The sequence below is a fragment of the Cellulosimicrobium composti genome (assembly GCF_010287905.1).
Lineage (GTDB): Bacteria > Actinomycetota > Actinomycetes > Actinomycetales > Cellulomonadaceae > Cellulosimicrobium > Cellulosimicrobium composti.
The window spans coordinates 79,630-105,754 of record NZ_JAAFAN010000002.1 but is presented as its reverse complement, the minus strand read 5'-3'; the positions used below and the strand labels follow the sequence as shown (position 1 = coordinate 105,754).

General features: G+C 75.5%; 26 protein-coding genes and 1 tRNA gene. 12 read left to right on the top strand and 15 right to left on the bottom strand.

What is annotated here, in order from left to right; translation table 11 throughout:
- Positions 1–100: 100 nt before the first annotated feature.
- Positions 101–586 (top strand): DUF6326 family protein, encoded by a 486-nt coding sequence (locus GYH36_RS01135; protein ID WP_155097845.1) that lies wholly within the window; start codon positions 101–103, stop codon positions 584–586.
- A 25-nt stretch (positions 587–611) separates the two neighbouring features.
- Here GYH36_RS01135 and GYH36_RS01130 read toward each other — a convergent pair whose 3' ends face one another.
- Complete coding sequence (locus tag GYH36_RS01130; protein WP_162288868.1) at positions 612–3,158, bottom strand: penicillin acylase family protein; 2,547 nt, start codon at positions 3,156–3,158, stop codon at positions 612–614.
- Between the two features lie 281 nt (positions 3,159–3,439).
- Between GYH36_RS01130 and GYH36_RS01125 the strand changes: the two genes are divergently transcribed.
- The 3 genes from GYH36_RS01125 (at position 3,440) to mscL (ending at position 5,170) form a co-directional block, all read left to right on the top strand.
- Positions 3,440–3,739, top strand: coding sequence for an FmdB family zinc ribbon protein (locus GYH36_RS01125; RefSeq protein WP_115943142.1), 300 nt, complete (start codon positions 3,440–3,442; stop codon positions 3,737–3,739).
- Between the two features lie 145 nt (positions 3,740–3,884).
- Positions 3,885–4,601, top strand: coding sequence for an SAF domain-containing protein (locus tag GYH36_RS01120; protein WP_162288855.1), 717 nt, complete (start codon positions 3,885–3,887; stop codon positions 4,599–4,601).
- Positions 4,602–4,726: 125 nt separating this feature from the next.
- Positions 4,727–5,170, top strand: a complete 444-nt coding sequence (gene mscL / locus GYH36_RS01115) for a large conductance mechanosensitive channel protein MscL (RefSeq protein WP_162288854.1) — start codon at positions 4,727–4,729, stop codon at positions 5,168–5,170.
- 88 nt (positions 5,171–5,258) lie between these two features.
- Here the strand turns inward: mscL and GYH36_RS01110 are convergent, their stop codons facing one another.
- Together GYH36_RS01110 and GYH36_RS01105 are read right to left on the bottom strand one after the other, a co-directional pair.
- Positions 5,259–5,495, bottom strand: coding sequence for a hypothetical protein (locus tag GYH36_RS01110; RefSeq protein ID WP_115943145.1), 237 nt, complete (start codon positions 5,493–5,495; stop codon positions 5,259–5,261).
- Positions 5,496–5,547: 52 nt separating this feature from the next.
- Positions 5,548–9,627: a PDDEXK-like endonuclease domain-containing protein gene (locus tag GYH36_RS01105; RefSeq protein ID WP_312028451.1), complete on the bottom strand. Its 4,080-nt coding sequence runs from the start codon at positions 9,625–9,627 to the stop codon at positions 5,548–5,550.
- Positions 9,628–10,382: 755 nt separating this feature from the next.
- On the opposite strand from GYH36_RS01105, the gene GYH36_RS01100 reads away from it, so the two are divergent.
- Positions 10,383–11,426 carry a hypothetical protein gene (locus tag GYH36_RS01100; protein ID WP_162288852.1) on the top strand — a complete coding sequence of 348 codons (1,044 nt, stop codon included), beginning with the start codon at positions 10,383–10,385 and terminating at the stop codon, positions 11,424–11,426.
- A 46-nt stretch (positions 11,427–11,472) separates the two neighbouring features.
- Entirely contained in the window at positions 11,473–11,856 is a 384-nt protein-coding gene (locus GYH36_RS01095; protein ID WP_162288851.1) for a hypothetical protein, read from the top strand.
- Positions 11,857–11,907: 51 nt separating this feature from the next.
- Here the strand turns inward: GYH36_RS01095 and GYH36_RS01090 are convergent, their stop codons facing one another.
- Positions 11,908–12,090 (bottom strand): Rv0909 family putative TA system antitoxin, encoded by a 183-nt coding sequence (locus tag GYH36_RS01090; RefSeq protein WP_024841262.1) that lies wholly within the window; start codon positions 12,088–12,090, stop codon positions 11,908–11,910.
- Positions 12,091–12,187: 97 nt separating this feature from the next.
- Positions 12,188–12,260 (bottom strand) — tRNA-Arg (locus GYH36_RS01085).
- 99 nt (positions 12,261–12,359) lie between these two features.
- On the opposite strand from GYH36_RS01085, the gene uriH reads away from it, so the two are divergent.
- Complete coding sequence (gene uriH, locus GYH36_RS01080) at positions 12,360–13,340, top strand: uridine-preferring nucleoside hydrolase UriH (protein WP_162288850.1); 981 nt, start codon at positions 12,360–12,362, stop codon at positions 13,338–13,340.
- A gap of 48 nt (positions 13,341–13,388) precedes the next feature.
- On the opposite strand, the gene ehuA is transcribed toward uriH, so the two are convergent.
- The 4 genes from ehuA to GYH36_RS01060 form a co-directional block, all read right to left on the bottom strand.
- A complete protein-coding gene (ehuA, locus tag GYH36_RS01075; RefSeq protein WP_051471782.1) occupies positions 13,389–14,156 on the bottom strand; it encodes an ectoine/hydroxyectoine ABC transporter ATP-binding protein EhuA in 768 nt (255 codons plus the stop codon).
- Between the two features lie 79 nt (positions 14,157–14,235).
- Positions 14,236–14,877 carry an ectoine/hydroxyectoine ABC transporter permease subunit EhuD gene (gene ehuD, locus GYH36_RS01070; RefSeq protein ID WP_024841265.1) on the bottom strand — a complete coding sequence of 214 codons (642 nt, stop codon included), beginning with the start codon at positions 14,875–14,877 and terminating at the stop codon, positions 14,236–14,238.
- Entirely contained in the window at positions 14,874–15,602 is a 729-nt protein-coding gene (gene ehuC / locus GYH36_RS01065) for an ectoine/hydroxyectoine ABC transporter permease subunit EhuC (protein WP_024841266.1), read from the bottom strand. The genes ehuD and ehuC overlap by 4 nt, the downstream gene beginning before the upstream one ends.
- A 9-nt stretch (positions 15,603–15,611) precedes the next feature.
- Positions 15,612–16,565 (bottom strand): transporter substrate-binding domain-containing protein, encoded by a 954-nt coding sequence (locus tag GYH36_RS01060; protein ID WP_024841267.1) that lies wholly within the window; start codon positions 16,563–16,565, stop codon positions 15,612–15,614.
- Between the two features lie 239 nt (positions 16,566–16,804).
- On the opposite strand from GYH36_RS01060, the gene GYH36_RS01055 reads away from it, so the two are divergent.
- Complete coding sequence (locus GYH36_RS01055; RefSeq protein ID WP_024841268.1) at positions 16,805–17,569, top strand: GntR family transcriptional regulator; 765 nt, start codon at positions 16,805–16,807, stop codon at positions 17,567–17,569.
- Between the two features lie 3 nt (positions 17,570–17,572).
- Here GYH36_RS01055 and GYH36_RS01050 read toward each other — a convergent pair whose 3' ends face one another.
- The 4 genes from GYH36_RS01050 to GYH36_RS01035 all read right to left on the bottom strand — a co-directional run bounded on the left by GYH36_RS01050 (position 17,573) and on the right by GYH36_RS01035 (position 20,481).
- Positions 17,573–18,112 (bottom strand): dihydrofolate reductase, encoded by a 540-nt coding sequence (locus GYH36_RS01050; protein ID WP_162288849.1) that lies wholly within the window; start codon positions 18,110–18,112, stop codon positions 17,573–17,575.
- Positions 18,112–18,951, bottom strand: a complete 840-nt coding sequence (locus tag GYH36_RS01045) for a thymidylate synthase (RefSeq protein ID WP_162288867.1) — start codon at positions 18,949–18,951, stop codon at positions 18,112–18,114. The genes GYH36_RS01050 and GYH36_RS01045 overlap by 1 nt, the downstream gene beginning before the upstream one ends.
- Before the next feature lie 79 nt (positions 18,952–19,030).
- Positions 19,031–20,059, bottom strand: a complete 1,029-nt coding sequence (locus GYH36_RS01040; protein WP_162288848.1) for an aldo/keto reductase — start codon at positions 20,057–20,059, stop codon at positions 19,031–19,033.
- Positions 20,056–20,481 carry a MerR family transcriptional regulator gene (locus GYH36_RS01035; RefSeq protein WP_051471775.1) on the bottom strand — a complete coding sequence of 142 codons (426 nt, stop codon included), beginning with the start codon at positions 20,479–20,481 and terminating at the stop codon, positions 20,056–20,058. The genes GYH36_RS01040 and GYH36_RS01035 overlap by 4 nt, the downstream gene beginning before the upstream one ends.
- A gap of 145 nt (positions 20,482–20,626) precedes the next feature.
- Between GYH36_RS01035 and GYH36_RS01030 the strand changes: the two genes are divergently transcribed.
- Entirely contained in the window at positions 20,627–22,081 is a 1,455-nt protein-coding gene (locus GYH36_RS01030) for an NAD(P)/FAD-dependent oxidoreductase (RefSeq protein ID WP_162288847.1), read from the top strand.
- A gap of 49 nt (positions 22,082–22,130) precedes the next feature.
- Here GYH36_RS01030 and GYH36_RS01025 read toward each other — a convergent pair whose 3' ends face one another.
- On the bottom strand, positions 22,131–22,874 hold the full coding sequence (locus GYH36_RS01025; RefSeq protein ID WP_162288846.1) for an SDR family oxidoreductase: 744 nt from the start codon (positions 22,872–22,874) through the stop codon (positions 22,131–22,133).
- A gap of 122 nt (positions 22,875–22,996) precedes the next feature.
- On the opposite strand from GYH36_RS01025, the gene GYH36_RS01020 reads away from it, so the two are divergent.
- From GYH36_RS01020 to GYH36_RS01010, 3 genes are read left to right on the top strand one after another with little or no spacing between them, the layout of a single operon-like run.
- Positions 22,997–23,491 (top strand): OsmC family protein, encoded by a 495-nt coding sequence (locus tag GYH36_RS01020; protein WP_024841275.1) that lies wholly within the window; start codon positions 22,997–22,999, stop codon positions 23,489–23,491.
- A gap of 34 nt (positions 23,492–23,525) precedes the next feature.
- A complete protein-coding gene (locus tag GYH36_RS01015) occupies positions 23,526–24,458 on the top strand; it encodes a hypothetical protein (RefSeq protein WP_246209091.1) in 933 nt (310 codons plus the stop codon).
- Positions 24,459–24,469: 11 nt separating this feature from the next.
- The gene (locus GYH36_RS01010; RefSeq protein WP_155097855.1) at positions 24,470–24,946 is read left to right on the top strand and encodes an SRPBCC family protein; all 477 of its coding nucleotides are present in this window, start codon (positions 24,470–24,472) and stop codon (positions 24,944–24,946) included.
- 108 nt (positions 24,947–25,054) lie between these two features.
- Here GYH36_RS01010 and GYH36_RS01005 read toward each other — a convergent pair whose 3' ends face one another.
- On the bottom strand, positions 25,055–25,882 hold the full coding sequence (locus tag GYH36_RS01005) for a PadR family transcriptional regulator (protein WP_162288845.1): 828 nt from the start codon (positions 25,880–25,882) through the stop codon (positions 25,055–25,057).
- Between the last annotated feature and the right edge of the window lie 243 nt (positions 25,883–26,125).

Sequence of the window (26,125 nt, the reverse complement as noted above, 5' to 3'; positions counted from 1 at the left end):
CCTTCGGCCGGGAGGCACCGGCCTCCGGGCCGATGTGCGCGGCCGTCGACCCCCGCGACCGTGGACCTGTCCGATCCGCACCCTGACGACGGAGGCCACGATGAGCACCACCCCTGCGCCCACCACCACGCTGGACGACCGACCGGTCCCGGTGCGAGCCAAGCTCGCCGCCGTGTGGACCAGCTTCATGTTCCTGTACGCCTACGTCGACATCCTCGGGTTCTACACGCCCGGCGTCGTCGCGGACATCCTGGACGGGAAGGTCTTCACGTTCGACCTCTCCCAGACCTTCTCGATCTCGGCGCTGACCCTCATGGCCGTCCCGATCCTCATGGTCACGCTGTCGCTGACGCTGCCTGCCCGCGCGAGCCGCACCGCGAACCTCGTCGTGGCCGCGCTCTACGTCCCCGTCACGGTCTTCAACGTCGCGGGCGGGTTCTACCTGTACTACTACGGCCTCGGTGTCGTGCTGGAGCTCGTCCTGCTCGCCCTCGTCGTGCGGTACGCCTGGACCTGGCCGCGCATCGCGCCGTCCGCGACGAGCCCGGACCCGCGCCGCGAGGCCGTCCCCTCGCGCCCGGCGTGACGCCGGACGCCGGACGCCGGCCCGGCTACGGGACGAGCGTGAGCTCGTCCGTGCCGGCGTCGGCGACGGCCTGGGTCGTGAACGGCCACTCGAACGTCTCGCCGCGCGCCCAGGTCTTGAGCTGGTCGGCGTAGTGCTTCGACGCCGGGTGGCCGGACGTGCCGGTCACGGTGACCCACGTGGAGCGGTCGAGGTCGCCGAGGTCGACGACCATCCGCATCGACGGTCCGGCCGTCACGTCGAACGAGCCGGACGCCGCGTCCCAGGCCGTCGCGTTGACGATCGACGAGCCTCCGGGCATGCGGACCGGGTCGGGGTTGACCCAGTTGCGGACCGGTCCGGGGATCGACTCGCCGCCGAGGATCGGGTGCTCCAGCGCGAGCACGTGGAGCGTGCCCCAGGCCCAGTCGGACGGCTGCTTGCTCTGCTCGACGGTCAGGTCGAGGCGCGCGGAGACGAGCGCCTGCGTGAGCACCTCGTCGCGCGTCTCGACGACGCTCACGGTCTGCCGGTCGTCCCAGAACGGGTTCGTCGGGTCGTCGAGGAGCCTCGTCACGACGGCGAGCCAGCGGCTCCCGCCGTTCGGCCGCGCCGACTCGGGCAGGTCGTCCCAGAAGGTGAGCTCCAGCAGGTTGCGCCAGACGGCCGCGAAGTACGCGGCGGCCGCCGAGTCCGTGTCCGTCCGGTAGTCCCAGTCGGCCAGGAGCTCCTGCCCCTCGGCGGCGAAGCCGTCCTCGATCTCCTGGTCGAGCAGCAGCGGCACGAGGACCTCGGCGTAGGGGCTGCGGTCGTCGACCTGGATCTCGTTCATCGTGTCGACGTCGACGGTCCGGCCCGCGGAGATCTCGGCTTCGAGGAGCTGACGGATGCGCTGCGAGCGGTAGCCGTAGTCCCAGTCGGTCGTGAGGAACGGCGCGACGCCGGCGGGCAGCACGGCCTGGTTCGCCGCCACGACGAAGCCCTCCGCCGGGTCGACCACGCGCGGCATCTCCTCGCTCGGCACGTAGCCCTGCCAGTCGTACCGCTCGTCGGAGCCGTCGCGCGGCCACGTGCCGTCGGACGGGACGGGGGCGTCGGGCACCGACGCGCGCACCGGGATCTTGCCCGGCGCCTGGTAGCCGATGTGACCGTCCGTCGTCGCGAAGACGATGTTCTGCGCGGGCACCTCGAAGAGGGCTGCCGCCTCCTGCATGTCGTCGGCGTCCTGCGCGAGGTTGAACGCGAAGACCGCGTCGGCGGTGCGGCCCGGCTCGAGCGCGGTCCACTGGAGGGAGACGGCGTACTCGCCCAGGCGCGTGTCGAGCGCCGGGGTGCCGACCGCGGACTCGGTCGCGGGGATCGCCTCGGACACGATCGGCCCGTGCACGGTCGAGCGGATCTCGAGCTCCACGTCGTCGCCCCCGGCGACGCGCAGCGTCTCCGTCCGGCTCTCGAGCGGCACCCACTCGTCGCCGCGGAGATACGTGTCGTCGCGCACCCGCTCGACGAAGAAGTCGGTGACGTCGGCGCCCATGTTCGTCAGGCCCCACGCGAGCTGTGCGTTGTGCCCGATGATCACGCCGGGGAACCCGGCGAACGAGAAGCCCGCGACGTCGAACGCGCAGTCGGGTCCGACCTCGTTGCAGTGCAGCCCCACCTGCGCCCAGATGCCGGGAGCCCCGAGGCTCAGGTGCGGGTCGTTCGCGAGGATCGGCATGCCGCTCGCGGTGTGCTCGCCCGAGACGACCCACGAGTTCGAGCCGGTGCCCTCGCCACGACCCACGAGCACGGGGACGGCGTCGAGCGCGCGGTCGGCGGCCTCGAGCGCGCTCTGCAGGTGGTCCGAGCCGTACGCGGCACGCGCCTCGGGGCCGAGCTCGAGCGCGACCTGCTGCGGGTTCTCGAGCTCGCCCGGGTCGAGGATCGGCGCGTTGACGTCGGACGGGTACGCCGGGAAGAGCTCGGCGACGCGCCCTGCGTCCTGGAGCGCGCCGAACGCGAGCGCGCGGTCGAGCTCGTCGTCGTAGTTGCCGCGCAGGTCCCACGCCATGGCCTTGAGCCACGCGAGCGAGTCGACGGGGTCCCACGGCTCGGGCTCGGCGACGTCGACCTGGAGCCCGAGCACGGTGTACTCGATCGCGATCTCGGAGGGACTGCGGTTCTCCAGGTAGGCGTTGACGCCCTCGGCGTACGCCTGGAGGTACGACTTCGTCTCGGACGAGACGACGTCCCACTCCTCCTCGGCCACCTGCCTCCAGCCGAAGGTGCGCGTCACCGCGTCCGCGGCGATGGCGTCCGGGTTGTCACCCACGAGCTCGGCGAGCCGGCCCGCCGTCACGTGGCGGCGGTAGTCCATCTCGAAGAACCGGTCCTGCGCCTGGACGAAGCCCTGGGCGCGGAAGAGGTCCTCCGGGGTGTCGGCGTAGATCTGCGGCACGCCCCGGGCGTCGCGCAGCACGGTGACCTGTCCCTCGAGGCCGGGGACCTCGATCTCCCCCGAGGCCTGCGGGAGCGGCCGGCGCACCGTGACGACGACGAACGCCGCGCCCGCCACGAGCGCGACGACGAGCAGCGCCGCGACGACGAGCAGCACGTTCCGCCGCGTCGACCGGCGGCGCCGGGGAGGGACCGCGGTGTCCCCGGGGGTCACGGGGTCGGCACCGGGTGCGGCGTCACCGGCGGGGGCCTCGGCGGGTTCGTGCGCAGACACGGATGCGAGACTACCCCGGCGCCGGGCGCGCGCCGGTCCGCGTATGATTAGCACTCGGAAGTTTCGAGTGCCAGACGGTGTTGACACCGACGACCCGGCCGAGACCGTCCCGATCCCGACCGCCGGCGGCCGCACCGCGGCCGTCTCGTGAACGAGGAGAACCCGTGCCCACCTACGCGTACACGTGCACCGCCTGCGGTCACGCCTTCGACATCCACCAGTCGTTCACCGACGACGCCCTCACGGTGTGCCCGGAGTGCTCCGGACGCCTGCGCAAGGTGTTCTCCTCGGTCGGCGTGACGTTCAAGGGCTCGGGCTTCTACCGCACCGACTCGCGCTCGGGCGGCTCGTCCTCCTCGGCCCCGGCCGCGAAGTCCGGCGCGTCGAGCACGTCGACCCCGGCCGCGACGAGCTCGACGTCGTCGTCGAGCGGCTCGTCCGGCAGCGCGGCCGCGTCCTCCTGACCTGACGCCGGTGGCCGGGCTCCGGCCGCCACGCTCGACCACAGGGCACGGGGCCGCACGGCCTCCTGCGCGCACCGCCCCGGTCGTCCACAGGCCGTCGGGCGTCCCCGGCCCCGGCCTGACCGCCGCGGCTACGGTCGCGCCCATGCCTCTGCGCCCCGGCTCCCGGGAGCCCGTCCCCTCGTCCGCCCGTCGCCGCGCCCTGCGCGGGCTGTGGTGGCGGGCCCGGTTCGTCGTCGCCGCCGTGTGCTGCGGCGCGGCCGCCGCGGTGCTCGTCGGCGCGCTGCGCCCGCCACCGCCGCCGACCGCGCCCGTCGTCGTGACCACGCGCGACGTCCCGGCAGGTGCGGCCCTCGCCGGTGCGGACCTCCGCGTGGACGACGTCCCGGCCGCGCTCGTGCCCGCCGGTGCCGCGGGCGCGCCGGCCGACGTCGTGGGTCGCCGCGCGACGGTCGCCCTCGCCGCGGGCACCCTCGTCCAGGACGCGCTCGTCGCGGGCGGCGAGCTCGTGGCGGCCGCACCGGCGGGCACGGTCGTCGCCCCGGTCCGCCTCGACCCGGGCGTCGCCGCGCTCCTCGGCCCGGGCGACCGCGTGGACCTGCTCGCGGCCGGGGACCTCGCCGCCGCGGCCGTACCCGTCGACGCGGCCGATCCCGACGGGACGCCCCAGGCCGGCGACCCCTACCTCGCGCGCGCGGCGGTCGTCGTGCCCACGCCCGAGCCCGACGGCGGAGGCGGCCTCCTCGGCGCCGGCGTCACGAGCAGCGACGTCGTCACGCTCGTCGCCGTCCTGCCCGCGGAGGCGGAGCGCCTGGCCGCCGTGAGCGGCCACGCCCCGGTGACCGCCGTGCTCGTGCCCTGACGCCGCGGGCGAGAAACCCGACTCTCCGGACGAGACCGTTGCCGCAGCCGACCGCCGTTGGGAGGATCCTCCTGCTCGAGTCGTGGCGCCGCAGCCACGCGGACCACACGAAAGGGACCCATTCCATGAAGGGCGTGCTCAACGGTTTCAAGGAGTTCGTGCTCCGGGGCAACGCGATCGACCTCGCGGTCGGCGTCGTCATCGGCACCGCGTTCTCGGCCATCATCACGTCGGTCGTCGACGGCCTCATCAACCCGCTGATCGCGGCGATCTTCGGCGAGCCCGACCTCACGGGGGTCGGCAACTTCACGATCAACGGGGCGCTCTTCAGCCTCGGCCTCATCCTCGACGCGGTCTTCAAGTTCCTGTGCGTCGCGATCGCGCTCTACTTCTTCATCGTCCTGCCGATGAACCACCTCGCGGCGATGCGCAAGCAGAACGTCGAGCCGGAGCCGGAGGCCCCGGCCGAGGACGTGCTCGTCCTCCAGGAGATCCGCGACCTCCTCGCGGCGCAGGCCGGCGGTCCCAGCGCGGCCCCGGGGCGCCCGACGCCGCCGCCCACCGTCTGAGCAGCACCGCCCGAGCACGCAGGTGGCCGCGGCCCGTCCCCGCGGGGAAGGGCCGCGGCCACCAGTGCGTCGTGGGGATCGTCCGCGCTCAGTGCCGCCCGTAGTGGGGCGGGACGTCGCCGAGCAGCCGGTCGTCGTTCTCCCCCGTGCCGCCGCGCTCCGGCCGGGCCGCGTCGCCCCAGCCCTCGGCGCGCTCGTCGGCGCTCGCCCCGGGCACGACGACGCTCTCGGTCCCCCGCCGCACGGCCCGGCGCGGTCGCCTGCGCCGCCCCTCCCCCTCGGGCGGGGACGGGCGCTCGGACGACGGCACGGACTCGCTGCTCACGCCCCTATCGTCCCACCGCGCCCGGACCCGGCCCCGCGGCCGCGAGGACGGGCTACAGGTCGTCGTCGCCGTGCTGCTCGTCGTCGTCGATGACCGGGACGACGACGATGCGGTCGCCGCCGCCCGTCTGCGCGACGCCGCCGGTCTCCGGGAGGCGCGCGTCGCGCACCTCCTGCACGACCCGCCGGATGCGCTCGGCCTCCTTCGCGGGGTCGAGGAACGCGGCGGCGGACCACACCTGCGCGACGGTCCAGCCGATGCGCTCGAGCCGCTCGGCGACCTGCCGGTCCCGGACGCGGACGCTGCGCTCGGCGACGTACGCGGCGTCGTCCGTGAGGACGGCGACGAGGAGCTCGCCGGGCAGGTCCGGGTGGCCGACGACGAGCGGGATGCGGTCGCCGTCGCCGATGCCGTAGTCGGTCTCGACGACGAGCCCGGCGCGCCACAGGCGCTCGGCGAGGTCGAGCACGAGCCGGTCGGGGCTGCCGCCGAGGTCGACGCCGTTGCCGAGCGTGACCTGGTCGGCGGCGCCGCTGCGCTGCTCGGCGAGGTCGAGCACCTCGGCGAGGAGCCGGGCGCCGGCGCCGCGCAGCCGCTCGGGGTCGAGGTCGCCCGCCGTGAAGCAGGACACGACGTGCAGGCGACGGCGGCTCGCGCCGACGGCGTCGAGCAGCATGGCCTCGGCACCGGGTGTGTTGAGGACGCCGAACCGGTGCAGGACGCGCCCGTGCGGCGTCCGGCCGAACCCGACGGACAGGACGAGGGTGTCGCGCACGAGGCCGGCGACGCCGGACACGTCGGCGACGACGACGGGCTCCTCGCGCGACCCGGAGAAGTACCCGGCGAGCGCGGGGTTCTGCCGGACCTCGACGAGGAGGGCGTCGCGGATGCGGTCGGCGTGCAGGGGCGTGACGGTGACGATCGCGAGGGACTCGTCGGGGCGCGTGAGCGCGTGCTCGATCGCGACCTCGACGACCCGGTCGACCTCGGCCTGCGTGCTCTCGACCGCGCCGGACGTCGGGTCCGGCATGCCCGCGCCGTCGACGACGTCGAGCTGCACGAGGACCTCGGCGCGCGGGAGCGGCGAGGGCCGCAGGACGCCGGCGTAGCCGTGCTCGGCGAGGAAGGTCGTCACGTACGGGTCGCGGCGCGAGCCGTCGGCGAGGAGCCGCACGGACGGGAGCAGCTCGGACAGCTCGCGGACGGTGTCGGTGGACGCGGCGCGCGGGTCGCCCACGGCGACGACCTGGCGGCCGCGCGCGAGCGCGGACAGCACGAGCTCGACGGGCGTGTGCTCGATCGCGTCGAGGACGACGAGGTCGACGGTGCGGGTCGCGGGGACGAGGTGCGGCACGAGCGTCGGGGTGGCGACGAGCACGGGGCGCAGGCGCCGCAGGACGGCGGGGTGCTTCTCCGTGGTCTCGCGCAGGCTCACGAGCCGCCCCTCGAGCAGCTCGGTGAAGAGGTCCTCGGCCTCGTCGCGGTGCTCGCGCATCGCCACGCCGAGGTGCTCGCGCACGGCGGCGCGCACGGGCGCGGCGAGCGACGCGACGTGCGCACGGTCGAGGTCGCGGAACCGCCGCGCGAGCGCGTCGAGCCCCGCGCCGTCCTGACCGGCGAGCGCCTGGTCCTGGGCGAGGATCTGCTCGAACACGGAGCTCCACCACGCGAGCTCGAGCTCGGGGCCGACCTGGTCGGCCTCGACGCGGCGCGCGACGAGGTCGGCGAGCAGCTCGCCGAGGCCGAGGTCGGTGAGCCGGCGCAGGATCGCGGTGCGCGGCGGCAGGGTGTCGAGCGACTCGGCGTCCTCGGCGAGCGCGTCGAGGCGGGCCGCGAGGTCGTCGAGCGGGAGGTCGAGCAGGTCGGCGCCGCCGGGCGTGCCGGCGAGCGCCGGCTGGAGCTCCTCGGTGTCGATCCGGACGGCCTCGTGCGTGTCCTCGATCGCCGACAGCCCCTCGGGGAGGACGGGCCAGCCCCCGCGCGGGCACTGCTCCTGCCAGACGGCGCGCTGCGCCTGCACCTCGACGAGCGCGGCGTGCAGGTCGGGCACGCGCACGCCGGGGCGCACCATGTCGCGGGCCTGGCGGCGCAGGCGACGGCGGGCGAACCAGCCCATGTCGACGCCGTGCTGCTCGCGCCACTGCTTGGTCGCGGTCGCCTCGACCATGTCCTGCGCGGTGCGCTCGAAGATCATGGGCCGGAAGACGTCGAGCGTCCCGCGCATGCCGCCGAGCATCGCGAGCTGGTCTCCCCACTGGCGCAGCGTCGTCGCGGGCGTGAGCCCGGTGCGCTGCGCGACCTGCTCGACCTGGGCGCGCAGCTGGGGCAGCGTGTGGGCGCGCAGGCGCTCGACGCGCACGAGGGCGTCGTGCGCCTCCTGCGGCGTGGTGAGCGCGGCGCCGTACCAGGGGGTGGACGCGGCGCGGGCGGTGAACGCGCCGAGCAGGGCCGCCTCGCGCAGCTCGGCGGCGACGCGCTCGCGCTGGGGCCCGACGCCGAGCACGACCTCGGTGGACAGGCGCACCCGGGTGTCGGGCGCGGGGCGCTCGGCGGTGAGGCGCGCGAGCGCCTGGAGCGCGTCGTAGGCGGAGACGCCCCACGGGTCGCGGACGAGGTGCAGGGCCTCGATGTACCCGGCGAGGCGCGCCCGCGCCCCGAGCAGCGCGTCGCGCGTGCGGGCGACGTCCTCGTCGTCGACCGGCTCGGGCTCGGACGCCATGGCGGACAGCAGCCGGTGCGAGGCGGTCTCGCGCCACGTCGGCTCCGGGACGACGTCCAGCGCGAGGCCGTCGAGACCGAGCTCGGCGAGCCGGGCGAGGAGCGCGTCGGCGGCGCGGCGGTGCCCGGGCACGTACAGGACGTGGCGCCCGGAGGCCGCGGCCTCGGCGACGACGGCGGCGAGGGTCCCGGCGACGTCGGACCCGGCGGGGGCGTCGACGAACAGGTGGGAGCCGCCCGCGAGGACGTCGACGACGTGGCGCTGGGAGGGGTCGAGGTCGCCGACGCCGCGCTCGTGCACCGGGTCGGCGTCGCCGACGCGCGGCGCGGGGAGCGCGACGTGCAGCCCGGCCGCGGCGCGCTCGTCCCCGGCGAGCGCCGCCACGACCTCGTGCCGCTCGAGCGCGGGCGCGATCTCGTCGAGGTCGTCGACGAGCACCTGGCCCGGGTGCACGAACGTGCCGACCAGCACCCGGTGGGTGAGCTCGAAGTCGTCGAGCACGGCCTGGCCGAGCGCGGCGATGCGGCGGGTCGCGTCGGCGGGGTCGAAGCCCGCACCGGTGAACGTCGAGCGCGCGAGCGTCACGGGGTCGAGCAGCGCGCCGTGCGCGCGCAGGGTCCGCGCGAGGAGCGGGTTGATCTCGGCCGTGGGCTCGAGCGTGAGCTCGTAGTCGGTCTCGCCGTCGCCCCGCGGGGTCACCGTGAGGGGGCGTAGGAGGACGGGGGCCCGCACGGTGCGCGACGCGGGCTCGTGCTCGGCGTCGCCCCCGCCGTCACCGGGGTCCGGGACGGCGTCGTTGCCGGTCCGCGCGGGGGCGCCCGCGTCGGCACCGGTCCCCGCGTGCGGGTCGTGCTCGCCGTCGGACGGCGCGGTATCGGACGGCGCGGTGCCGTTCGTGACCGTGACGGGCGGGCGACCCGCGACGCGGGCGAGCGCGGCGACGTCGTCCTCGGCCGCGTGGGTCGCGGCGCCCTGGGTCCAGGTCGCGACGCCGATCGCCAGGTAGGTCGGGGCGACGCCGTAGCGCTGCGCGTGCTCGGCCGCGCGCACCACGACCGCACGGGCACGGCGCCGGGCGGCGGGCAGCGAGCCGCCCTCGCGGAAGAGGTTCGACAGCCGGGTCGGGCGCCCGGCGAAGAGCTGGGCCACGCCGGAGGGGTGCGCGGCGGTGAGGTCCACGACGGCGTCGCCGAGCAGCGCGACGTCCGCGAGCGAGGAGCCGCCGGCGAGCTCGACGAGTCCGGCGCGCCAGCGCACGACGGCCTCGTCGACGAGGTCGGCCGTCGTGGGCTCGGGGACGAGCACGGGGCGCGACGGCGGCGCGTCGCCGTCGGTGGTGTCGGGGCGGTGCTGGTCGGCGGGCTGGTCGGTCCCCCCGGGAGCGGTCGCGGGCAGCCGAGCAGGATCGGCCACGCTCCGGGCGGCTGAGCTGGTGCGGGCTGCGGCATTCACGCTCCGACGCTAACCGCCCGCCTCGCGACGCCCGTCGCGGCGCGCCGGAGGGCGGCCGACCCGGTGCCGCGGGCGGCGTCGGGCGAGGGCACCGTCTCGCGGGCGGGCGCGCCGCGCGCCTGCGCAGGGAACGACGAACGGCCCCGGATCGCGTCAATCGCGTTCCGAGGCCGTCGTTCCGAGCAATTCCGGAGGTGTTCTCCGGAGAAGAATGAAACAGCGCGCACCGCGCAGGGGGCAGGCGATGCGCGCTGTCGAGGACTATCTTGCACGGCGCGATCCCAGGCGTCAACACGGGACGGAGCACCTGGACGGGTGAACCGGGCGGCGAGCCCAGCGGCGCCTGGGAATGACCTGGACGGGCGTCCACCACATGCGCGGGATTCCGCCATTCCTGGCCGGGCGGGGGCGTTGCCCCCCCCGTGGCCGGGACCACAGGTCGAACCGCCGGGCCGCGCCTGCCCGGGCGGCCGGGCACCTCCGGCAGGATACGACGCGCCGCCTCCCGCCCCGCGCCGCCGCCCGGCCCGACCGGCGGCGTCACAGGATCTTCTCCGTTCCTCTGAGGCGCGGCCACGACGCCCCTGAGCGAGGTCCACACCGGCGTCCTACGGTGGTGGGGACGCCCGTGGCCCGACGCCGGACCCGGCGCGGCCGCGACCCGGCCTGTGGCGACGGGCGGACCAGCCCACCACGCTACGGAGACCCCGCACCACGTGACGACGACCCACCACCTCCGCCCCGAGCGCGACGCGTCGGCGCGCCCGGAGCCCGGCCCCGACGCCGCGGACGACACCCGGCGCCCTGCCACCCCCGGGACGAAGCCCGAGGCCCCGGCGACGAAGAACGAGGCCCCCGCGAAGCTGTCGCTCACGCAGGTCCTCGCGAGCGCGCTCGCCGCCGTGAGCACCACGGTGCTCCTGTCGTACTTCGGGACGGCCGGGACGATCATCGGCGCCGGCATCGCGAGCGCGCTGACCGTCGTCGCGAACTACGTGTACACGCGCTCGATCCAGAAGACGCGCGAGCAGCTCGTGCCCGTCGTCGGCAGGGTCGTCCAGGTCACGACCGGGACCGGCGCCGCGCGGGACCGCACCACGACGACGACGGTCACGACCACCGTCGCGAACGTCCCCCGCGGCTCGGCCACCGTCGACGACGACGCGGACGGCGCGGAAGGCACGGGCGACGCGGACGGGACGGACGCGGACGAGGCGCAGCCCGACGCGGCCGCGACGGACACCCCGACGAACCGGTGGCTGCGCCTGGTCGACCGCTACGGCCGCGGCCCGGTGCTCACGGTCACGGCGCTCGCGCTGTTCGTCGTCGTCATGGGCGCCGTGCTCGTCGTCGAGCTGACGATCGGCAAGCCGATCGCCGACGCCGTGCGGGGCGTCGAGGGGTCGGGCACGACGATCAGCCGCGACCGCTCCGTCGGCACGGAGACGCCCGTGACCCCGGCCCCCACGGTCCCGGCCCCGGACCCGTCGGGCGTGCCGACGCAGGACCCGGTGCCCGCGCCGTCGACCACGCCCACCGAGGAGCCGACCACGGCGCCGACCGAGGAGCCCGGCGTGGAGCCGACGCCGGACCCGACCACGGACCCGACGATGCCCGAGCCCGACCCCTCGACCACGCCCGAGCCGGGCACGGGCACGGGCGAGGAGACCGGCGAAGGGGCGCCCGTCCCCGGGACCGGCCCGGGCGAGGGTGCGACGGCCGAGCAGACGCCCGCGCCCGTGCCGCCCGCGACGAGCTGAGTCCCGGTCGGTGCCGACCGGTGCGGACCGGTGGCAGGATCACGCCATGCCGCCGACGCCGCTCGCCCCCGCTCGTCGTCCGGGTCCCGTCGTGCTCGCGCTCGTCACGGCTCTGGTCTTCCTCGCGGCGTGCAGCCCGGGTGACGGCGGTCCGGCGGATGCGCAGCCGAGCGCGCCGCCCGCACGCGCCGCCGACGTCGAGGGGACCGTCGCCGGGACCGGTGACGCCGCGCGCCTCGTCGACGCCTCGGACGCCTACTACGAGGGGATGGGTCTGCTCTCCGCCGGCACCGTCGTCGTCGGGGACGACGGCACCGCGCTCACGCCCGGCGACCTGACCGACGGCGACGCCGTCGAGGTCTGGACGGACGCGTGCGCGGAGTCGTACCCCGTGCAGTGCGAGGTCGTCGCGGTCCGCGTCGCGGGCTGACTCGGCGACGCCGACCGCGCCCCCACCGGGCGGTCCGGCGGGCGTGCCGCGCTACTCGCGGCCGAGCTTCGAGTCGGCCTGCTGCGTGCCCTTGTCGATCGCGTCGTCGTGCTTGCCGCCGGTCGCCTTCGACGCCGCGTCGCCGCCCTTGTCCAGGGCCGCGTCCGACGCCTTCTCGCCCTTGTCGCTGTCCAGCGCGTCGGACGCCTTGCCCTTCAGGTCGTCGATCCCCACGGTGCACCTCCTTCGTCGGCCCGGGCGGGCCGTCACGCTCATCGTGGGCACCGGTGGAGTTCGGTCGCACCCCGGCAGGGGAGGTGGCCGTGATCGGTGCGCCTGACTGGATTCGAACCAGCGACACCCGCTTTAGGAGAGCGGTGCTCTATCCCCTGAGCTACAGGCGCGTGGCCCCGGGTCAGGGCCGGAGCACAGCCTATCCGCCGCGCGTCGTGACGCGAAGCGGCGGCGCTGCGCCGCGCGCGGTCGCGCGCGAGGATGGGGCGGTGCCCGCACCTGCCGCTCCCCCGCCCGCCGACCGTCCGCGCCGGGTCGTGCTCGACTGCGACCCCGGCCACGACGACGCGGTCGCGATGCTCCTCGCGCACGGCAGCCCGGGCGTCGAGCTGGTCGCGGTGACGACGGTCGCGGGGAACCAGACGCTCGAGAAGGTCACGCGCAACGCGCTCGCGGTCGCGGAGGTCGCGGGGATCGACGCACCGGTCGCGGCCGGGTGCGACCGGCCGCTCGTGCGGCCGCGGATCGTCGCGCCGGACATCCACGGCGAGTCCGGGATGGACGGGCCGGTCCTGCCCGCGCCGCGGCGCGCCGTCGACCGGCGTCATGCGGTGGACCTCATCGTCGAGACGGTGCTCGCGGCCGAGCCGGGCGAGATCACGCTCGTGCCGACCGGCCCGCTGACGAACGTCGCGATGGCCGCGCGCAAGGAGCCGCGGATCGTGCCGCGCGTGCGCGAGGTCGTGATGATGGGCGGCGGGTACCACGTGGGCAACCGCACGCCGGTCGCGGAGTTCAACGTGCTCGCGGACCCGGAGGCGGCGCACGTGGTGCTCACGGAGCCGTGGCCCGTGACGATGGTCGGGCTCGACCTCACGCACCAGGCCGTCGCGACGCCGGACGTGCGCGACCGGGTGGCCGCGCTCGGCACGGCGCCGGCCCGGTTCGTCGGCGACCTGCTCGACTTCTACGGCACGACGTACCGGTCCGCGCAGGGGTTCCCCCACCCGCCGGTCCACGACCCGTGCGCGGTCGCGTACGTCGTCGACCCGGAGGTCATGACGACGCGGCGCGCCCCCCTGGACGTCGAGCTGCACGGGTCGCTGACGACCGGCATGACCGTGGCCGACCTGCGCGGGGAGGAGCCCGGCCCGGACGCGTGCCGCACGCAGGTGGCGGTCACGCTCGACCACGCGCGGTTCTGGGACCTCGTCGTGGACGCGCTGGCGCGGCTGGGCGACCCCGCCTGAGGGGCGAGGTCCTGCCGGCCCGGACCGACGGTCGGCAGGACCTCGGTCTCAGTCCCCGAGGACCGCCCGCAGGAACTCCTGCGTGCGCTCGTGGGTGGGCGAGGTGAACATCGTCTCGGGGTCGGCCTCCTCGACGATGCGGCCGTGGTCGAACATGAGCACGCGGTTGGACACGTCGCGGGCGAACTGCATCTCGTGCGTGACGATGAGCATGGTGATGTCGGTGGTCTCGGCGACCTCGCGCAGCACGCCGAGTACGTCGGCGACGATCTCCGGGTCGAGCGCGGACGTCACCTCGTCGAGCAGGAGGATCTCCGGGTCCATCGCGAGGGCGCGCGCGATCGCGACGCGCTGCTGCTGGCCGCCGGAGAGCTGCGTGCACCGCGCGTCGCGCTTGTCCGCGAGCCCGACCTGGTCGAGCAGCTCCTCCGCGCGGACCGTGGCCTGCGCCCGGGTCAGCCCGAGCACGTGCATCGGCGCCTCGATGATGTTCTCCAGCACGGACATGTTGGGGAACAGGTTGAACTGCTGGAACACCATCCCCACGCGCCGTCGCACGGCGCGGCGCCGCTTCTCCGGCACCTCGACCCGCTTCCCGCCGCGGATCTCGTGGGTGTACGGGTCGCCGTCGACGAGGATGATCCCGCCGTCCGCCTCCTCGAGCGTCATGAGGAGGCGCAGGATCGTCGTCTTCCCCGACCCGGACGGGCCGATGAGGGTGACGCGGTCGCCCTTCGCGACGCTGAAGTCGAGCCCGTCGAGCACGGTGTTGTCGCCGAAGCGCTTGACGACGCCCTGGAACTCGATGGCGGGCACGGCGCCCTGGACGGTGGTGGTCGCCCGCGCGGGCGCGGGCGCGGTGCCCGACGGCGCGGCGTCGCGGGGTGCGGTGGTCTCAGGCAAGGCGGTTCTCCAATCGGCGGACGAGGAGCGACGTCGGGTAGCTCGCCAGGAGGAAGAGCAGCCCGACCATCGTCAGCGCCTCGGTGTAGACGAACGTGCGGCCCCCGAACTGCTGCGCGGCCGTGAACATCTCCACGACGCTGATCGCGAAGAGGTAGGGCGTCTCCTTGAACATGGAGATCGCGTAGTTGCCCAGGCCGGGCAGCGTCTTGCGGATCGCCTGCGGCAGGACGACCGCGCGCCACACGCGCGTGCGCGGCAGGTCGAGCGCCTTGGCGGCCTCCCACTGGCCGCGCGGGACGGCGTCGATCCCCGCCCGGTACACCTCGGACATGTACGTCGCGTAGTGCACGCCCAGCACGACGCACCCGACCACGAGGGCCGGGACGCTCGGCAGCATGAGGTAGACGAACACGAGCTGCACGAGCAGCGGCGTCGACCGGACGAACTCGACCGCGAGGCCCACGGGCGCGGTGACCCACCGGCTGCGCGAGCGCCGCACGAGCGCGACGAGCAGGCCGAGGACGGCGGCGATCGCCGTGCCGACGACCGTCGCGAGCAGGGTGATGCGGAACCCCTCGAGGATCGGGGGCAGCGCCTCGGCGGCGCGCTGCCAGCTCCAGACGTCGTTCACGCGGCGCCTCCCCTCGTCGTGGCCGGGACGGGCGCGACGCGCAGCACCTCGCGCAGCGAGGGCCCGCTGCCGAGCCGGTTCTTCGCGCGCACCTCGAGCGCGTTCATGCCGAGCGTCAGCGCGTACGCGAGCGCGAAGTACACGAGCAGGCCCACGGTGTAGGAGAAGAAGGTGTCCTGCGTGCTGCGGCGCAGCTGCTCGATGAAGTAGTTGACGTCGTGCAGCAGGATGTAGGTCGCCAGCGCGGAGCCCTTGAGGAGCTGGATGAGCAGGTTCGTGAGCATGGGGATCATGAGGGCCCACGCCTGCGGCAGGATCACGCGGCGCAGGCGGTGCACGGGGCCGAGGTCGAGCGCGGTCGCGGCCTCCCACTGGCCCTGCGGCACGGCGTTGATCGACCCGCGCACCACCTCGGCGCCGTACGCGCCGTAGTTGAGGCCGAGCGCGAGGATGCCGCACGCGAGCGACTCCATGCGGAAGCCGAAGACGGGCAGGACGTAGAAGAGCCAGAAGAGCTGGACGACGAGCGACGTCCCGCGGAAGAACTCGACGACGAACCGCGACGGTCCGCGCACCCACAGGCTCCCGGCCCGCGAGCCGAGGCCCAGGAGCAGGGCGAGGACGAGGGCGAGCGCCGCACCCCCCAGCGTGAGCTGGAGGGTGACGACGACGCCCTCGCCGAGCCGTGGCAGCGCGTCACGGAGCGTGCTGAGGTTGTCGGACACGCGGGGACCTCAGGAGTCCGAGCCGAGCTCCGGCGCGAGCTCGGTGGCGAGCGCGTCGAGGTCGCCCTCGCACAGCTTCTCCGTGGTCAGGCCCTCGACGGGGCGCTCGGCCGCGGTGAACCCGAACTCCCCGACGATGTCGAGGTAGCGGTCCTCGTCGGCGACGATCTCGGCGAGCTTCTCGTTGTACGCCTCGAGCAGGTCGGTGTCGCTCGTGCGGAAGACGGTGCCGCCCGCGCCGATCTGCGGGACGCCGTCGATCTCGGCCACGAAGGACTCCGTGACCTCGACGGGCGCGTCGGTGCTGTCGGCGAGGTGGTTGAGCGAGATGCCGGTGAGCGCGAACGCGTCGGCGCGGCCGGCGACGACGGCGTCGAGGCCGTCCTGGGGCGTGCCGACCTCGAGGTTGTCGATGCCGAGCTGGCGCGCGTAGTCGCCCTCGATCGCGCCGGTCATGGTGGCGAGCGTGATGCCCGCGTCGGCGGCGGACTGCATGTCCGTGAGCCCGTCGGGGTTGCCCTCGGGCGTCATGAACGCCGTGGTGTACATGAACTCGGGCTCGCTGAACGCGGCCTGCGCGCAGCGGTCGGGCAGGATCGACATGCCCGCGCTGACGGCGTCGAAGCGGTTGGCCGTGAGGCCGGGGATGAGCGAGCCGAACTCCGTGTTCACGCCCTCGACCGTGTCGATGCCGAGCTCGGCGAAGATCTCGCGGTGCAGGGCGACCGTCGCGCCCGTGAGCTCGCCGCCGTCCTCGTAGCTGTAGGGGGCCTCGCCGGCGAAGCCGACGGTGATGGTCCCGCGGTCCTGCAGCGTCTCGAGCGCGCTCCCGCCGGAGGTCTCGCTCGTGCTCCCGCCCCCGCCGTCGACGCTCGTGCAGGCCGCGGTCGCGGCGAGGAGGAGGACGGCGCCCGAGCCCAGGAGGGCGCGGTGCCGGGTCGCGGTGGTTCGCGTGGAAGTCATGGTTCCCTTCGTGGCCGCCGACGCCGGGGCGCGGGCGGTCATGGCTGGTTGGACGGTCGTCCACGCTAACGCGCTGTCGACCGTTCGACAATCCGATGTTCCTACTGTCAGATTGTCTACAATCGACGTCGCGGGCGTGATCCGGCCGATCGGGCGCCGGGTACGGGCCGCAGACAGGGGATGATGTGATACCGGATCGTGACCTCGATCGACCGTTCGACGACCTCGGAGGAGAGCCGATGAGCCCGGCCTCGCGCGCACCGCTCACCGCACCGTTCCTCTCGCCGGTGACCCGTCCGTCGACGGTGGACCTCATCGCCCGGGAGCTGCGCGACGCGATCTACTCCGGCGCGCTGCGCGTCGGGTCGCCGATCCGCGAGGTGGAGATCGCCGGCCAGCTCGGCGTGAGCCGCGGCCCGTTCCGCGAGGCCGCGCAGCGGCTCGTGCAGGAGGGGCTGCTCACCGCGACGCCGGGGCGCGGCCTGAGCGTCGTGACCATCGGCCGCGAGCGCATCCCCGCCCTGTACGCCGCGCGCACGAGCGTCGAGACGACCGCGGCGCGCCTCGCCGTGGCGACCGCGTCCGCCGCGGACGTCGCCGCCGTCCGCACCGCCTACCGCGCGCTCGTCGAGGCGGGCGACTCGCAGGACGCGCGCCGCATCGGGGACGCCGACCTCAACCTGCACTGGGCGCTCGTCGCCGCGAGCGGCAACCCCTGGCTCCTGCGGTGGATGACGACGCTCATCGTCGAGGTGCGCGTCGCGAGCTTCACGGTGAGCGACGAGTACGCCGTGCGCGCCGACTCGGCCGCGTCGCACGAGGAGATCGTCCTGCGGCTCGAGGAGCGCGACGCCGACGCGCTCGTCGCCGCGCTCACGACGAACCTCACGGAGGCCGTCGCGCGGCTCACCGCGCCGCAGGAGGCGGACGTCGAGACGCTCGAGGAGCCGCACCCGGTGCCGCCGCCGCGGCTCGACCCGATCGAGCCGTCGGGGCTGATCTGACGCTCAGCGTCGTGCGTCGACCACCCGGAAGCGCAGCCCGGTCGACGACGTGCACCACTCCCCCGGCTCACGGACCCAGCCGTCCCCGGGCACCGGGGCGAACGTGTCGCCCTCGACGACGGCGTCGATCTCGGTGATCACGCACCGGTCCGCGACGGCGAGCGTCGCCGCGTAGAGCTGCGCCCCGCCGATCACCCACACCTCGTCCGACCCGGCGTCTCGCGCCGCCGCGCGGGCGACCGCGAGCGCCGCGTCGACCGTCCCCGCCACGCGCACGGGGGCGCCGGCCCCGTCGGCCGCGGGACCGCCGTCGGGCGACCACGCCTCCTGACGCGTCACGACGACGTTCGTGCGCCCCGGCAGCGGCCGGAACCGGGGCGGGAGCGAGTCCCACGTGCGACGCCCCATCACCACGGGGTGCCCGGACGTGAGCCGGCGGAAGTGCGCGAGGTCCTCGGGCAGGTGCCACGGCATGGTGCCGCCCGCGCCGATGACGGGCCGTCCGGCGCCGTCGCGCGCCTGGGCCCAGACGAGTCCGAGCATCAGACGGCGATCGGGGCCTTGATCGTCGGGTGGTGCTGGTACCCGACGACCTCGATGTCCTCGTACTCGTACGCGTCGATCGAGTCGCGCGGGGCGAGGCGCAGCGTCGGGTAGGGGTACGGCTCGCGCGTGAGCTGCTCGCGCACCTGCTCGACGTGGTTGTCGTAGATGTGGACGTCCCCGCCGGTCCACACGAAGTCGCCGACCTCGAGCCCCGTCTGCGCGGCGACCATGTGCACGAGCAGCGCGTACGACGCGATGTTGAACGGCACGCCGAGGAACAGGTCGGCCGAGCGCTGGTAGAGCTGGCACGAGAGCCTGCCGTCGGCGACGTAGAACTGGAAGAGCGCGTGGCACGGCGGCAGCGCCATGTCCTCGATCTCCGCGACGTTCCACGCGGAGACGATGTGCCGCCGCGAGTCGGGGTTGGCGCGGATCTGCTCGATCACCCGGGCGACCTGGTCCACGTGGCGGCCGTCCGGTGTCGGCCACGAGCGCCACTGGACGCCGTAGACCGGTCCGAGCTCGCCGTCCGCGTCCGCCCACTCGTCCCAGATGGTCACGCCGCGCTCCTGGAGCCAGCGCACGTTCGAGTCGCCGCGCAGGAACCACAGCAGCTCGTACGCGATCGACTTGAGGTGCACGCGCTTGGTCGTGATCAGCGGGAACCCCTGCGACAGGTCGAACCGGATCTGCCGGCCGAACACGCTGCGCGTGCCCGTCCCCGTCCGGTCACCCTTGTGCGTCCCGTGCTCCAGGACGTCGCGCAGGAGGTCCTCGTACGGGGTCGGGACGACGGCCGCGGGGGTGCCCGACGGCGCGGGCTCGCCGGTGCTCAGCGGTGCGGTCGGGGCGGAGGTCGCGTCGAGTGCCACGCGCGCCAGTCTAGGCACCGCGGTCGGTCGCGGCTCGCGACGCTCAGCGGTCCTGGCCGTCGGGCGTCGGCGCGTAGTCGCGGTGGCCCGCGACCAGGGCCGGGGGCACGGCGTCGGCGAGGCGGCGCAGGTCGTCCGCGGTGAGCTCGAGGCTCGCGGCCGCGGCGTTCTCGTCGAGCCGCTCGCGACGGCGCGTCCCCGGGATGGGCACCGCGCCCTGCGCGACGACCCATGCGAGCGCGACCTGGGCCTCGGTCGCGCCCTTCTCCGCCGCGATCTCGCGCACGCGGTCCGCGAGCCGCAGGTTCGCGGCGAACGCGTCGGGCTGGAACCGCGGCAGGCCGCGGCGCGCGTCGTCGGGCGCGAGGTCGTCGAGGCTGCGCACGCTGCTCGTGAGCACGCCGCGCCCGAGCGGGGAGAACGCGACGAGGCCGATGCCGAGCTCGTCCATGACGACCTTCTCGCCGTTGCGCAGCACGTCCGGGGAGAACAGCGAGAGCTCCGACTGCACGGCCGCGAGCGGGTGGACGGCGTGCGCGCGCCGGATCGTGTCGACCGACACCTCGGAGAGGCCGAGGTGGCGCACCTTCCCGGCCGCGACGAGCTCGGCCATCGCGCCGACGGACTCCTCGATCGGCACGGCCGGGTCGGCGCGGTGGAGGTAGTAGAGGTCGATGACGTCGGTGCCGAGGTGGCGCAGCGACCGGTCGGCGGCCCGGCGGATGTACTCGGGCGTGCCGTTGCGGCCGTGGACCGTGCCGTCGTCGTCGGTCTCGGCCGACGCCTTCGTCGCGAGCACGACCTCGTCGCGACGGTCGCCGAGCGCCCGGCCGAGCAGCTTCTCGTTCTCGAACGGCCCGTACGCCTCGGCGGTGTCGACGAAGGTCACGCCCGCGTCGACGGCGTGCCGGAGCGTCGCGACGGCCTCGGCCTCGTCCGTCGGCCCGTAGAACGCGCTCATGCCCATCGCGCCGAGGCCGACCGCGGACACGCGCAGGCCGTCGCCGAGCGGGACGACCGGGGGTCGCGCGGCGGGGCGGACCCCGGCGGGTCGGGTCGTGGGGGTCGTCATCGGGGGTCCTCCTGGTCCGGTGCGGTGACCGCGCGGTAGGACGCGATCTTGGCGTCGAGCGCCGCGAGGTGGCGCCGCGTGCGCTCCAGCGCCGCGAGCACGCGCTCGCGGTGCCGCTCGAGCACGACGAGGCGCTCGGCCTCGGTGCCCGCGCGGCGGCTCAGGTCCGCCATGACGCGCACGTCGGCGATCGACATGCCCGTCTCGCGCAGCATGACGAGACCGGCGAGCCACGCCAGGTCGTGCGCGCCGTAGCGCCGCCGCCCGCCGCCGTCGCGCGGCGCGGGGTCGAGGAGGAGGCCCTCCTTCTCGTAGTAGCGCAGCGTGTCGACGCTCAGGCCGACGGCACGGGCGGCGTCCCCGATGGCGAGGCCCTCGGGTGGCACGTCGGCGGGCGGTACGGGGATCAGCGGGTCGGGCATGCCTCGAGCATCCGACCTGGAGCGCGCTCCAGGTCAAGGGCGCCCGTGCGTGACGCACCTCATGTCACGGGACGCCGGGGCGGCCGGTCGAGAGGGTGAGGCACCCGCGAGGGCGCCGAGCGGGTGCGACGCACAGGAGGCAGTGATGGAACGCATCGTCGTCGTCGGCGGGGGCTACGCCGGGTTCACGGCGGCCCGGGAGCTCGAGAAGCGCCTACGGCGCGAGCTGCGCCGCGGCGAGGTCGAGGTCGTCCTCGTGGACCCGCGCCCGTACATGACGTACCAGCCGTTCCTGCCCGAGGTCGTCGCCGGTTCCGTCGAGGCGCGGCACGCCGCCGTCGCGCACCGCAGCCACCTGCGCCGCACGCGCCTGCTCGACGGGACGGTCGAGCGCGTGGACCACGCGCGGCACGTCGTCGTCGTGCGCCCGCGCTCGGGCGAGCCGTACGACCTGACGTACGACACCGTCGTCGTCACGGCCGGCGCGGTGACGCGCGTGTTCCCCGTGCCCGGCGTCGCCGAGCACGCGATCGGCATGAAGCACGTCGAGGAGGCCGTCGCGATCCGCGACCGGCTCCTCACCTCGTTCGACCGGGCGGCGAGCCTCCCGGCCGGGCCGGAGCGCGAGCGGCTGCTCACCGTGACGTTCGTCGGCGGCGGCTTCTCCGGCGTCGAGGGGTTCGCCGAGCTGCTGTCGCTCGCGCACGACCTCACGCGCGTCTACCCCGAGATCGACCCGGCGGAGCTACGGTTCCACCTCGTCGAGCGCAACCCGCGCATCCTGCCGGAGGTCACCGAGCGGCCGGGGCGGTGGGTCGTGCGCGAGCTCGAGCGCCGCGGCGCTCACGTGCACCTGGAGGCCGGGCTGGTGTCCGCCGAGGGCGGCGTCGTCACGCTGTCGACCGGGGAGTCGTTCGCGTCCGGCCTGCTCGTCTGGACCGCGGGGAACGCCGCGAACCCCGTCGTCGCGACGCACACGGACCTGCCCGTGGACGCGCGCGGCTACCTCGTCACGCGGCCGGACCTGCGGGTCGGCACGGTGGACGACACCGTGCCCGACGCGTGGGCCGCCGGCGACGGCGCGGCCGTGCCGGACCTCGCCCTGCCGGCCCCGGGCGCGCTGACCGTCCCGAACGCGCAGCACGCCGTGCGCCAGGGACGCCGCCTCGCCAAGAACCTCGTCGCGGCGCGGCGCGGGCGCCCGACCCGGCCCTACGTGCACGGGAGCCTCGGGGTGGTGGCGACGCTCGGGCTCGGCTCGGGGGTCTTCCAGTACCACCGGGTCGTCGTGCGGGGGCGGCTCGCGTGGCTCATGCACCGCGGCTACCACGTCCTCGCGATCCCGACGTGGGAGCGCACGGTCCGCGTCCTCGCGGTCTGGTCCACCGCCGCGCTGTTCGGGCGCGACGTCGTCTCGCTCGCCGAGGTGCAGCGGCCCCGCGACGCGTTCGTCGCCGGCGCGACGGCGGCGGGTGCGACGGCGGGCGCCCGGCGCGTCACCGGGCCCTCGGGCCCGACCGACCGGTCCGCCACCGAGCCCGCGGCCGCCTCACGGCGCGCGGAGCAGCCCGCCGCGACGGACCCCGTCCGCGCGGCCTGAGACCGCCGTCCGGGCCCGCCGGCCCGCCCCGACCGGCGGGCCCGGGCGGCTACGCGTCGTGGGCGACGAACGCCGCCCACGTCGTGGGTCCGCGCAGCGCGTCCCCGCGCGGGACGAGGGAGTCCTCCACGAGGCGCGCGCCGAAGTAGCGGGCGAGCGGGTCCGTGACGACGTCGCGCGCGTCGCGCCACGAGGCGAGGACGTCGCGCAGGAACGCGTCGAGGCGCACGCGCTCCGGGCCGGCGAGGTCGACGACCTCCCGCCGCGGCTCCCCCGTCGCCGTGCCGGCCACCACCGCCGCGACGTCGGCCGCCGCGACGGGCTGGAAGGCGACCGGCGGCACCCGCACGGCGCCGTCGACCGTGAGGTGGTCCGCGATCGTGCCGACGAACTCGAAGAACTGGGTGGCCCGCACGACCGTCCACGCGACGCCCGCCGCACGGACGAGCTCCTCCTGCGCGCGCTTCGCGCGGAAGAACCCGGCGTCGGTCCGGTCCACGGCGACGATCGAGAGCACCACGTGGTGCCGGACGCCGGCGCGCGCCCCGGCGTCGAGCAGCGTGCGCGTGCCCGTGGTGAAGAAGCGCAGCACCTCCTCGTCCACGTACGTCGACGGCCGCGACACGTCCACGACGACGTCCGCACCGGCGAGCGCCGCGTCGACCCCGGCGCCCGTCCGCAGGTCCGCCCCCGTGGCCCGCGCGAGGGGCACGGCCTCGTGCCCGTCCGCGCGCAGCCCCGCGACGACCCGGCGACCGATGCGGCCCGTGCCGCCCGCGACGACGATCCTCATGCGTCCGATCCTCCCCCGGCCGCGCACCACGGGGAATCCCCGGGGCGCGGCGCGCGTTGGGGCGGACGACCGACCGGTGGGCGACGAGCGCACCGGCACCGCACGAGTGCGAGGATCGACGCATGACCACCGAGCCGACCACCACGACCCCGCTGACCGGCACCGACGAGATCGCCCCGTCGTCGCCGTCGCCCACGGACCCCCTGTGGGTCGAGCGGACGGGCGTCCGGACGTACACGGGCTACTCCGCCCGCGGCGCGCAGGTGCTCATCGGGCCCGCGAGCGAGGGGGCCGTGTTCACGCCGGGCGAGCTGCTGAAGATCGCGCTCGCCGCGTGCGCCGGCATGAGCTCGGACCGCACGTTCGCGCGCCGGCTCGGCGACGACTACGCGGTGACGATCCACGCCGAGGGCGTCAAGGACCTGCCGGAGGACCGCTACCCGGAGATCACCGAGCGGTTCGAGATCGACCTGTCCTCGCTCGACGACGAGGCGCGCGAGCGGCTGCTCACGGTCGCCGAGCGGGCGATCGAGAAGACCTGCACAGTGGGACGGACGATCAAGGCGGGCGCGACCGTGCGGACGGTGTTCCAGCAGCCGGGCGGCAGCGTCGAGTGACGACCGGGCCGCGAGGCCCGACACGGGAGGCGAGATGGCGCACGAGCAGCCGTCCGGCACGCCGGACCACGGGACGCCGGAACGGTCGCGGCCGGGCGCCGTCGAGCGGCGGGGCCGCCGCGGGCTGCGTGCACCGCAGGACGCCCCCGTCGACACGACGGACTGGACCGCCTACCGGCCCACGCCGCTCCTCGACGCGGCGCTCGACAAGGCCGTGACCATCCCGTCGCACGCGATCCGCGCCCACGTCGACTCCGTGCGTCGGCGCAACCCCGAGGCGAGCCCCGCGCAGATCGTCCGGATCCTCGAGCGCGAGTACCTGCTCGTGATCCAGACCGCGGGCGGCGCCGTGGGTGCCGCGGCCGCGATCCCGTCGGTCGGCACGGGCGTCGGAATCGCGCTGACGTCGAGCGACGTCGCGACGTTCTTCGCGTCCTCGGCGGCGTTCGCGCTCGCGGTCGCCGACGTGCACGGCATCGCCGTGGACGACGTCGCGCGGCGCCGGGCGCTGCTCCTCGCGACCGTGCTGGGCGAGAAGGGCGCGCGCGACGTCGAGCGCGCGACGCAGGGCTCGGGCCTCGCGTGGGGCAAGGTGCTGCTCACGAGCATGCCCGCCGGGACGCTCGTCAAGGTCAACAAGGCGCTCGGCAACCGGTTCCTGCGCACGCAGCTCGCGAAGCAGTCCGGCCTCGCGATCGGGCGCCTCGTGCCGTTCGGCGTGGGGGCGGTCGTCGGCGTCGCGGGGGCGCGGGCCCTCGGGCACGGCGTCATCGCGCAGTCCCGGCGCGCGTTCGGCCCGCCGCCGTCCGTGTTCGGGCGGCTGCTCGAGGTCGTGGAGGCGCCCACGCAGGACGCGCCACCGCAGCTCGTGCCCGTGACCGACGACGCGGCCCGGCCCCGCCGGCGCCGCCGCCTCCTGCCCGGGCGCGGTCGGCGGGACCACTCGCCGGCCCGCGACGCCGAGTGACGTCGCGCGGCGTGCGGCGCGTCGCCGTCGCGCGCGAGCTCGGCGTCGACGCGAGCGTCGCGTTCGCCTGGGTCGCCGACCCGCGCACGCACCCGCGCTGGATCCCGCTGACCGTCATGGCCACCCCCGCCGCCCGCGGCCCCGAGGTGGGCGACCGCTTCACCATGGTCAGCGGGCCGCGCGTCGGACGCACCGGCCGCGGGTTCCCCGACCGGATGGTGGTCGAGTCGCTCGACCGCCCGTCCGTCGCGGCGGGGCGCACCGGGAGCACGCGCGTGCGCAAGCTCGGCCCGGCGCTGCTCGGGGAGGCGGGGTTCGACGTCGTGCCGCTCGGCCGCGACCGCTGCCGCGTCGTGTGGTGGGAGGAGGCGTACCTCGCCGGGCCGCTCCCCCGCGGCGTCACCGCGCCCCTGGTGGGGCTCGCCCTGCGCGCGATGATGCACGTCTCGCTGCGCCGCCTCGGAGGGCGGCTGACGGCGCACCGCTGAGCCGTGCGCGAGGTCGGCAGGTTCGGCCGACCTCGGCACTCGCTGGCGAGATCGGCGGTCCGGAGTGCCGATCTGGCCAGGGAGTGCCGATCTCGCGGCCCGGTGGGGTCAGGTGGTCGGCTCGTCCTCGACGGGGGCGTCCGCGACGGTCGGGCCCGCCAGGATGAGGTAGAGCTCGCGGCGCGTGCGCTCCAGGAGCTCGACGGCGGCCTTCGCCTCGGCGTCGGTGCCCGTGCGGGCGACCTGGTGGACCGCCGCGGCGACCGCCTCGACGGCTGCGCGCAGCTCACGCCGCGAGCGCCCGCCGCGACCTGCCGCGTCGGCGAACGGGTCGCCGAGCTCGGCCGCGTGCTCCGCGACGTACGCGGTGCCCGCCTCGGTGAGCGTCGCGAGACGACGCCCGCCGTCGGCCGAGAGCTCGACGAGCCCCTCGTCCTGGAGCAGGTTCAGGGCCGGGTAGACCGCGCCCGGGCTCGGGCGCCACTGGCCCTCGCTGCGCTCGGCGATCTCCTGGATGACCTGGTAGCCGTGCATGGGCTGCTCGGCGAGGAGCAGCAGGACGGCGGCGCGGACGTCGCCGCGCCCGGCGCGCCCGGGGCCGCGACCGCGGCCCCCGTGACGACGACCGCCGTGACCCGGTCCGAAGCCGGGCCCGCCGGGGCCGAATCCCGGTCCGCCCGGACCGAAGCCGGGCCCGCCCGGGCCGAAGCCCCGACCGCCGTCGGCGGGACCGCCGAACCCGCGGCCTCCGCCGCGGCGTGCGCCGCCACGGCCGCGGGGGCCGTCGCCGCGGAACCAGGCCGCGTCGTCGGGCACGGGCGGGAAGCCGTCGCGACGGCGACGGCCGGGCCGCGGCCCGGGGCGCTCGCCGAACGGCTGGGACGTGTTCTGGGTGATGTCCGGGGTCCTGCCCCGGTGCTGGCGTGCGTAGCTCATGGGATGTGTCTCCTGTGGTTCGTGGGGCTCCGGGTGATCCGCGGAGCGGTGGCGGGCCGTTCCGGCCTCGCGACGGTCGCGAGCAGCTTCTCAGGCTCAGCGATACGCTAACGATATATCGATAGACTATCGCTGTCAACCCCTTGGTGGGAGCGCGTCGTCCCGAGCCGCGCGCGGGCCACGGACGTACGCTGGCATCCAGCAGCCACCCGGCAGCACCTCAGCACCACCGGACGCCACCCC

Excerpts from the sequence above, each read along its gene's own strand:
- GYH36_RS01135 (WP_155097845.1), top strand. The coding sequence starts at position 101 with ATGAGCACCACCCCTGCGCCCACCACCACGCTGGACGACCGACCGGTC.
- GYH36_RS01120 (WP_162288855.1), top strand. The coding sequence starts at position 3,885 with ATGCCTCTGCGCCCCGGCTCCCGGGAGCCCGTCCCCTCGTCCGCCCGT.
- mscL (WP_162288854.1), top strand. The coding sequence starts at position 4,727 with ATGAAGGGCGTGCTCAACGGTTTCAAGGAGTTCGTGCTCCGGGGCAAC.
- GYH36_RS01095 (WP_162288851.1), top strand. The coding sequence starts at position 11,473 with ATGCCGCCGACGCCGCTCGCCCCCGCTCGTCGTCCGGGTCCCGTCGTG.
- GYH36_RS01060 (WP_024841267.1), bottom strand. The coding sequence starts at position 16,565 with ATGACTTCCACGCGAACCACCGCGACCCGGCACCGCGCCCTCCTGGGC.
- GYH36_RS01055 (WP_024841268.1), top strand. The coding sequence starts at position 16,805 with ATGAGCCCGGCCTCGCGCGCACCGCTCACCGCACCGTTCCTCTCGCCG.
- GYH36_RS01050 (WP_162288849.1), bottom strand. The coding sequence starts at position 18,112 with ATGCTCGGACTCGTCTGGGCCCAGGCGCGCGACGGCGCCGGACGGCCC.
- GYH36_RS01040 (WP_162288848.1), bottom strand. The coding sequence starts at position 20,059 with ATGACGACCCCCACGACCCGACCCGCCGGGGTCCGCCCCGCCGCGCGA.
- GYH36_RS01035 (WP_051471775.1), bottom strand. The coding sequence starts at position 20,481 with ATGCCCGACCCGCTGATCCCCGTACCGCCCGCCGACGTGCCACCCGAG.
- GYH36_RS01030 (WP_162288847.1), top strand. The coding sequence starts at position 20,627 with ATGGAACGCATCGTCGTCGTCGGCGGGGGCTACGCCGGGTTCACGGCG.
- GYH36_RS01025 (WP_162288846.1), bottom strand. The coding sequence starts at position 22,874 with ATGAGGATCGTCGTCGCGGGCGGCACGGGCCGCATCGGTCGCCGGGTC.
- GYH36_RS01020 (WP_024841275.1), top strand. The coding sequence starts at position 22,997 with ATGACCACCGAGCCGACCACCACGACCCCGCTGACCGGCACCGACGAG.
- GYH36_RS01015 (WP_246209091.1), top strand. The coding sequence starts at position 23,526 with ATGGCGCACGAGCAGCCGTCCGGCACGCCGGACCACGGGACGCCGGAA.
- GYH36_RS01005 (WP_162288845.1), bottom strand. The coding sequence starts at position 25,882 with ATGAGCTACGCACGCCAGCACCGGGGCAGGACCCCGGACATCACCCAG.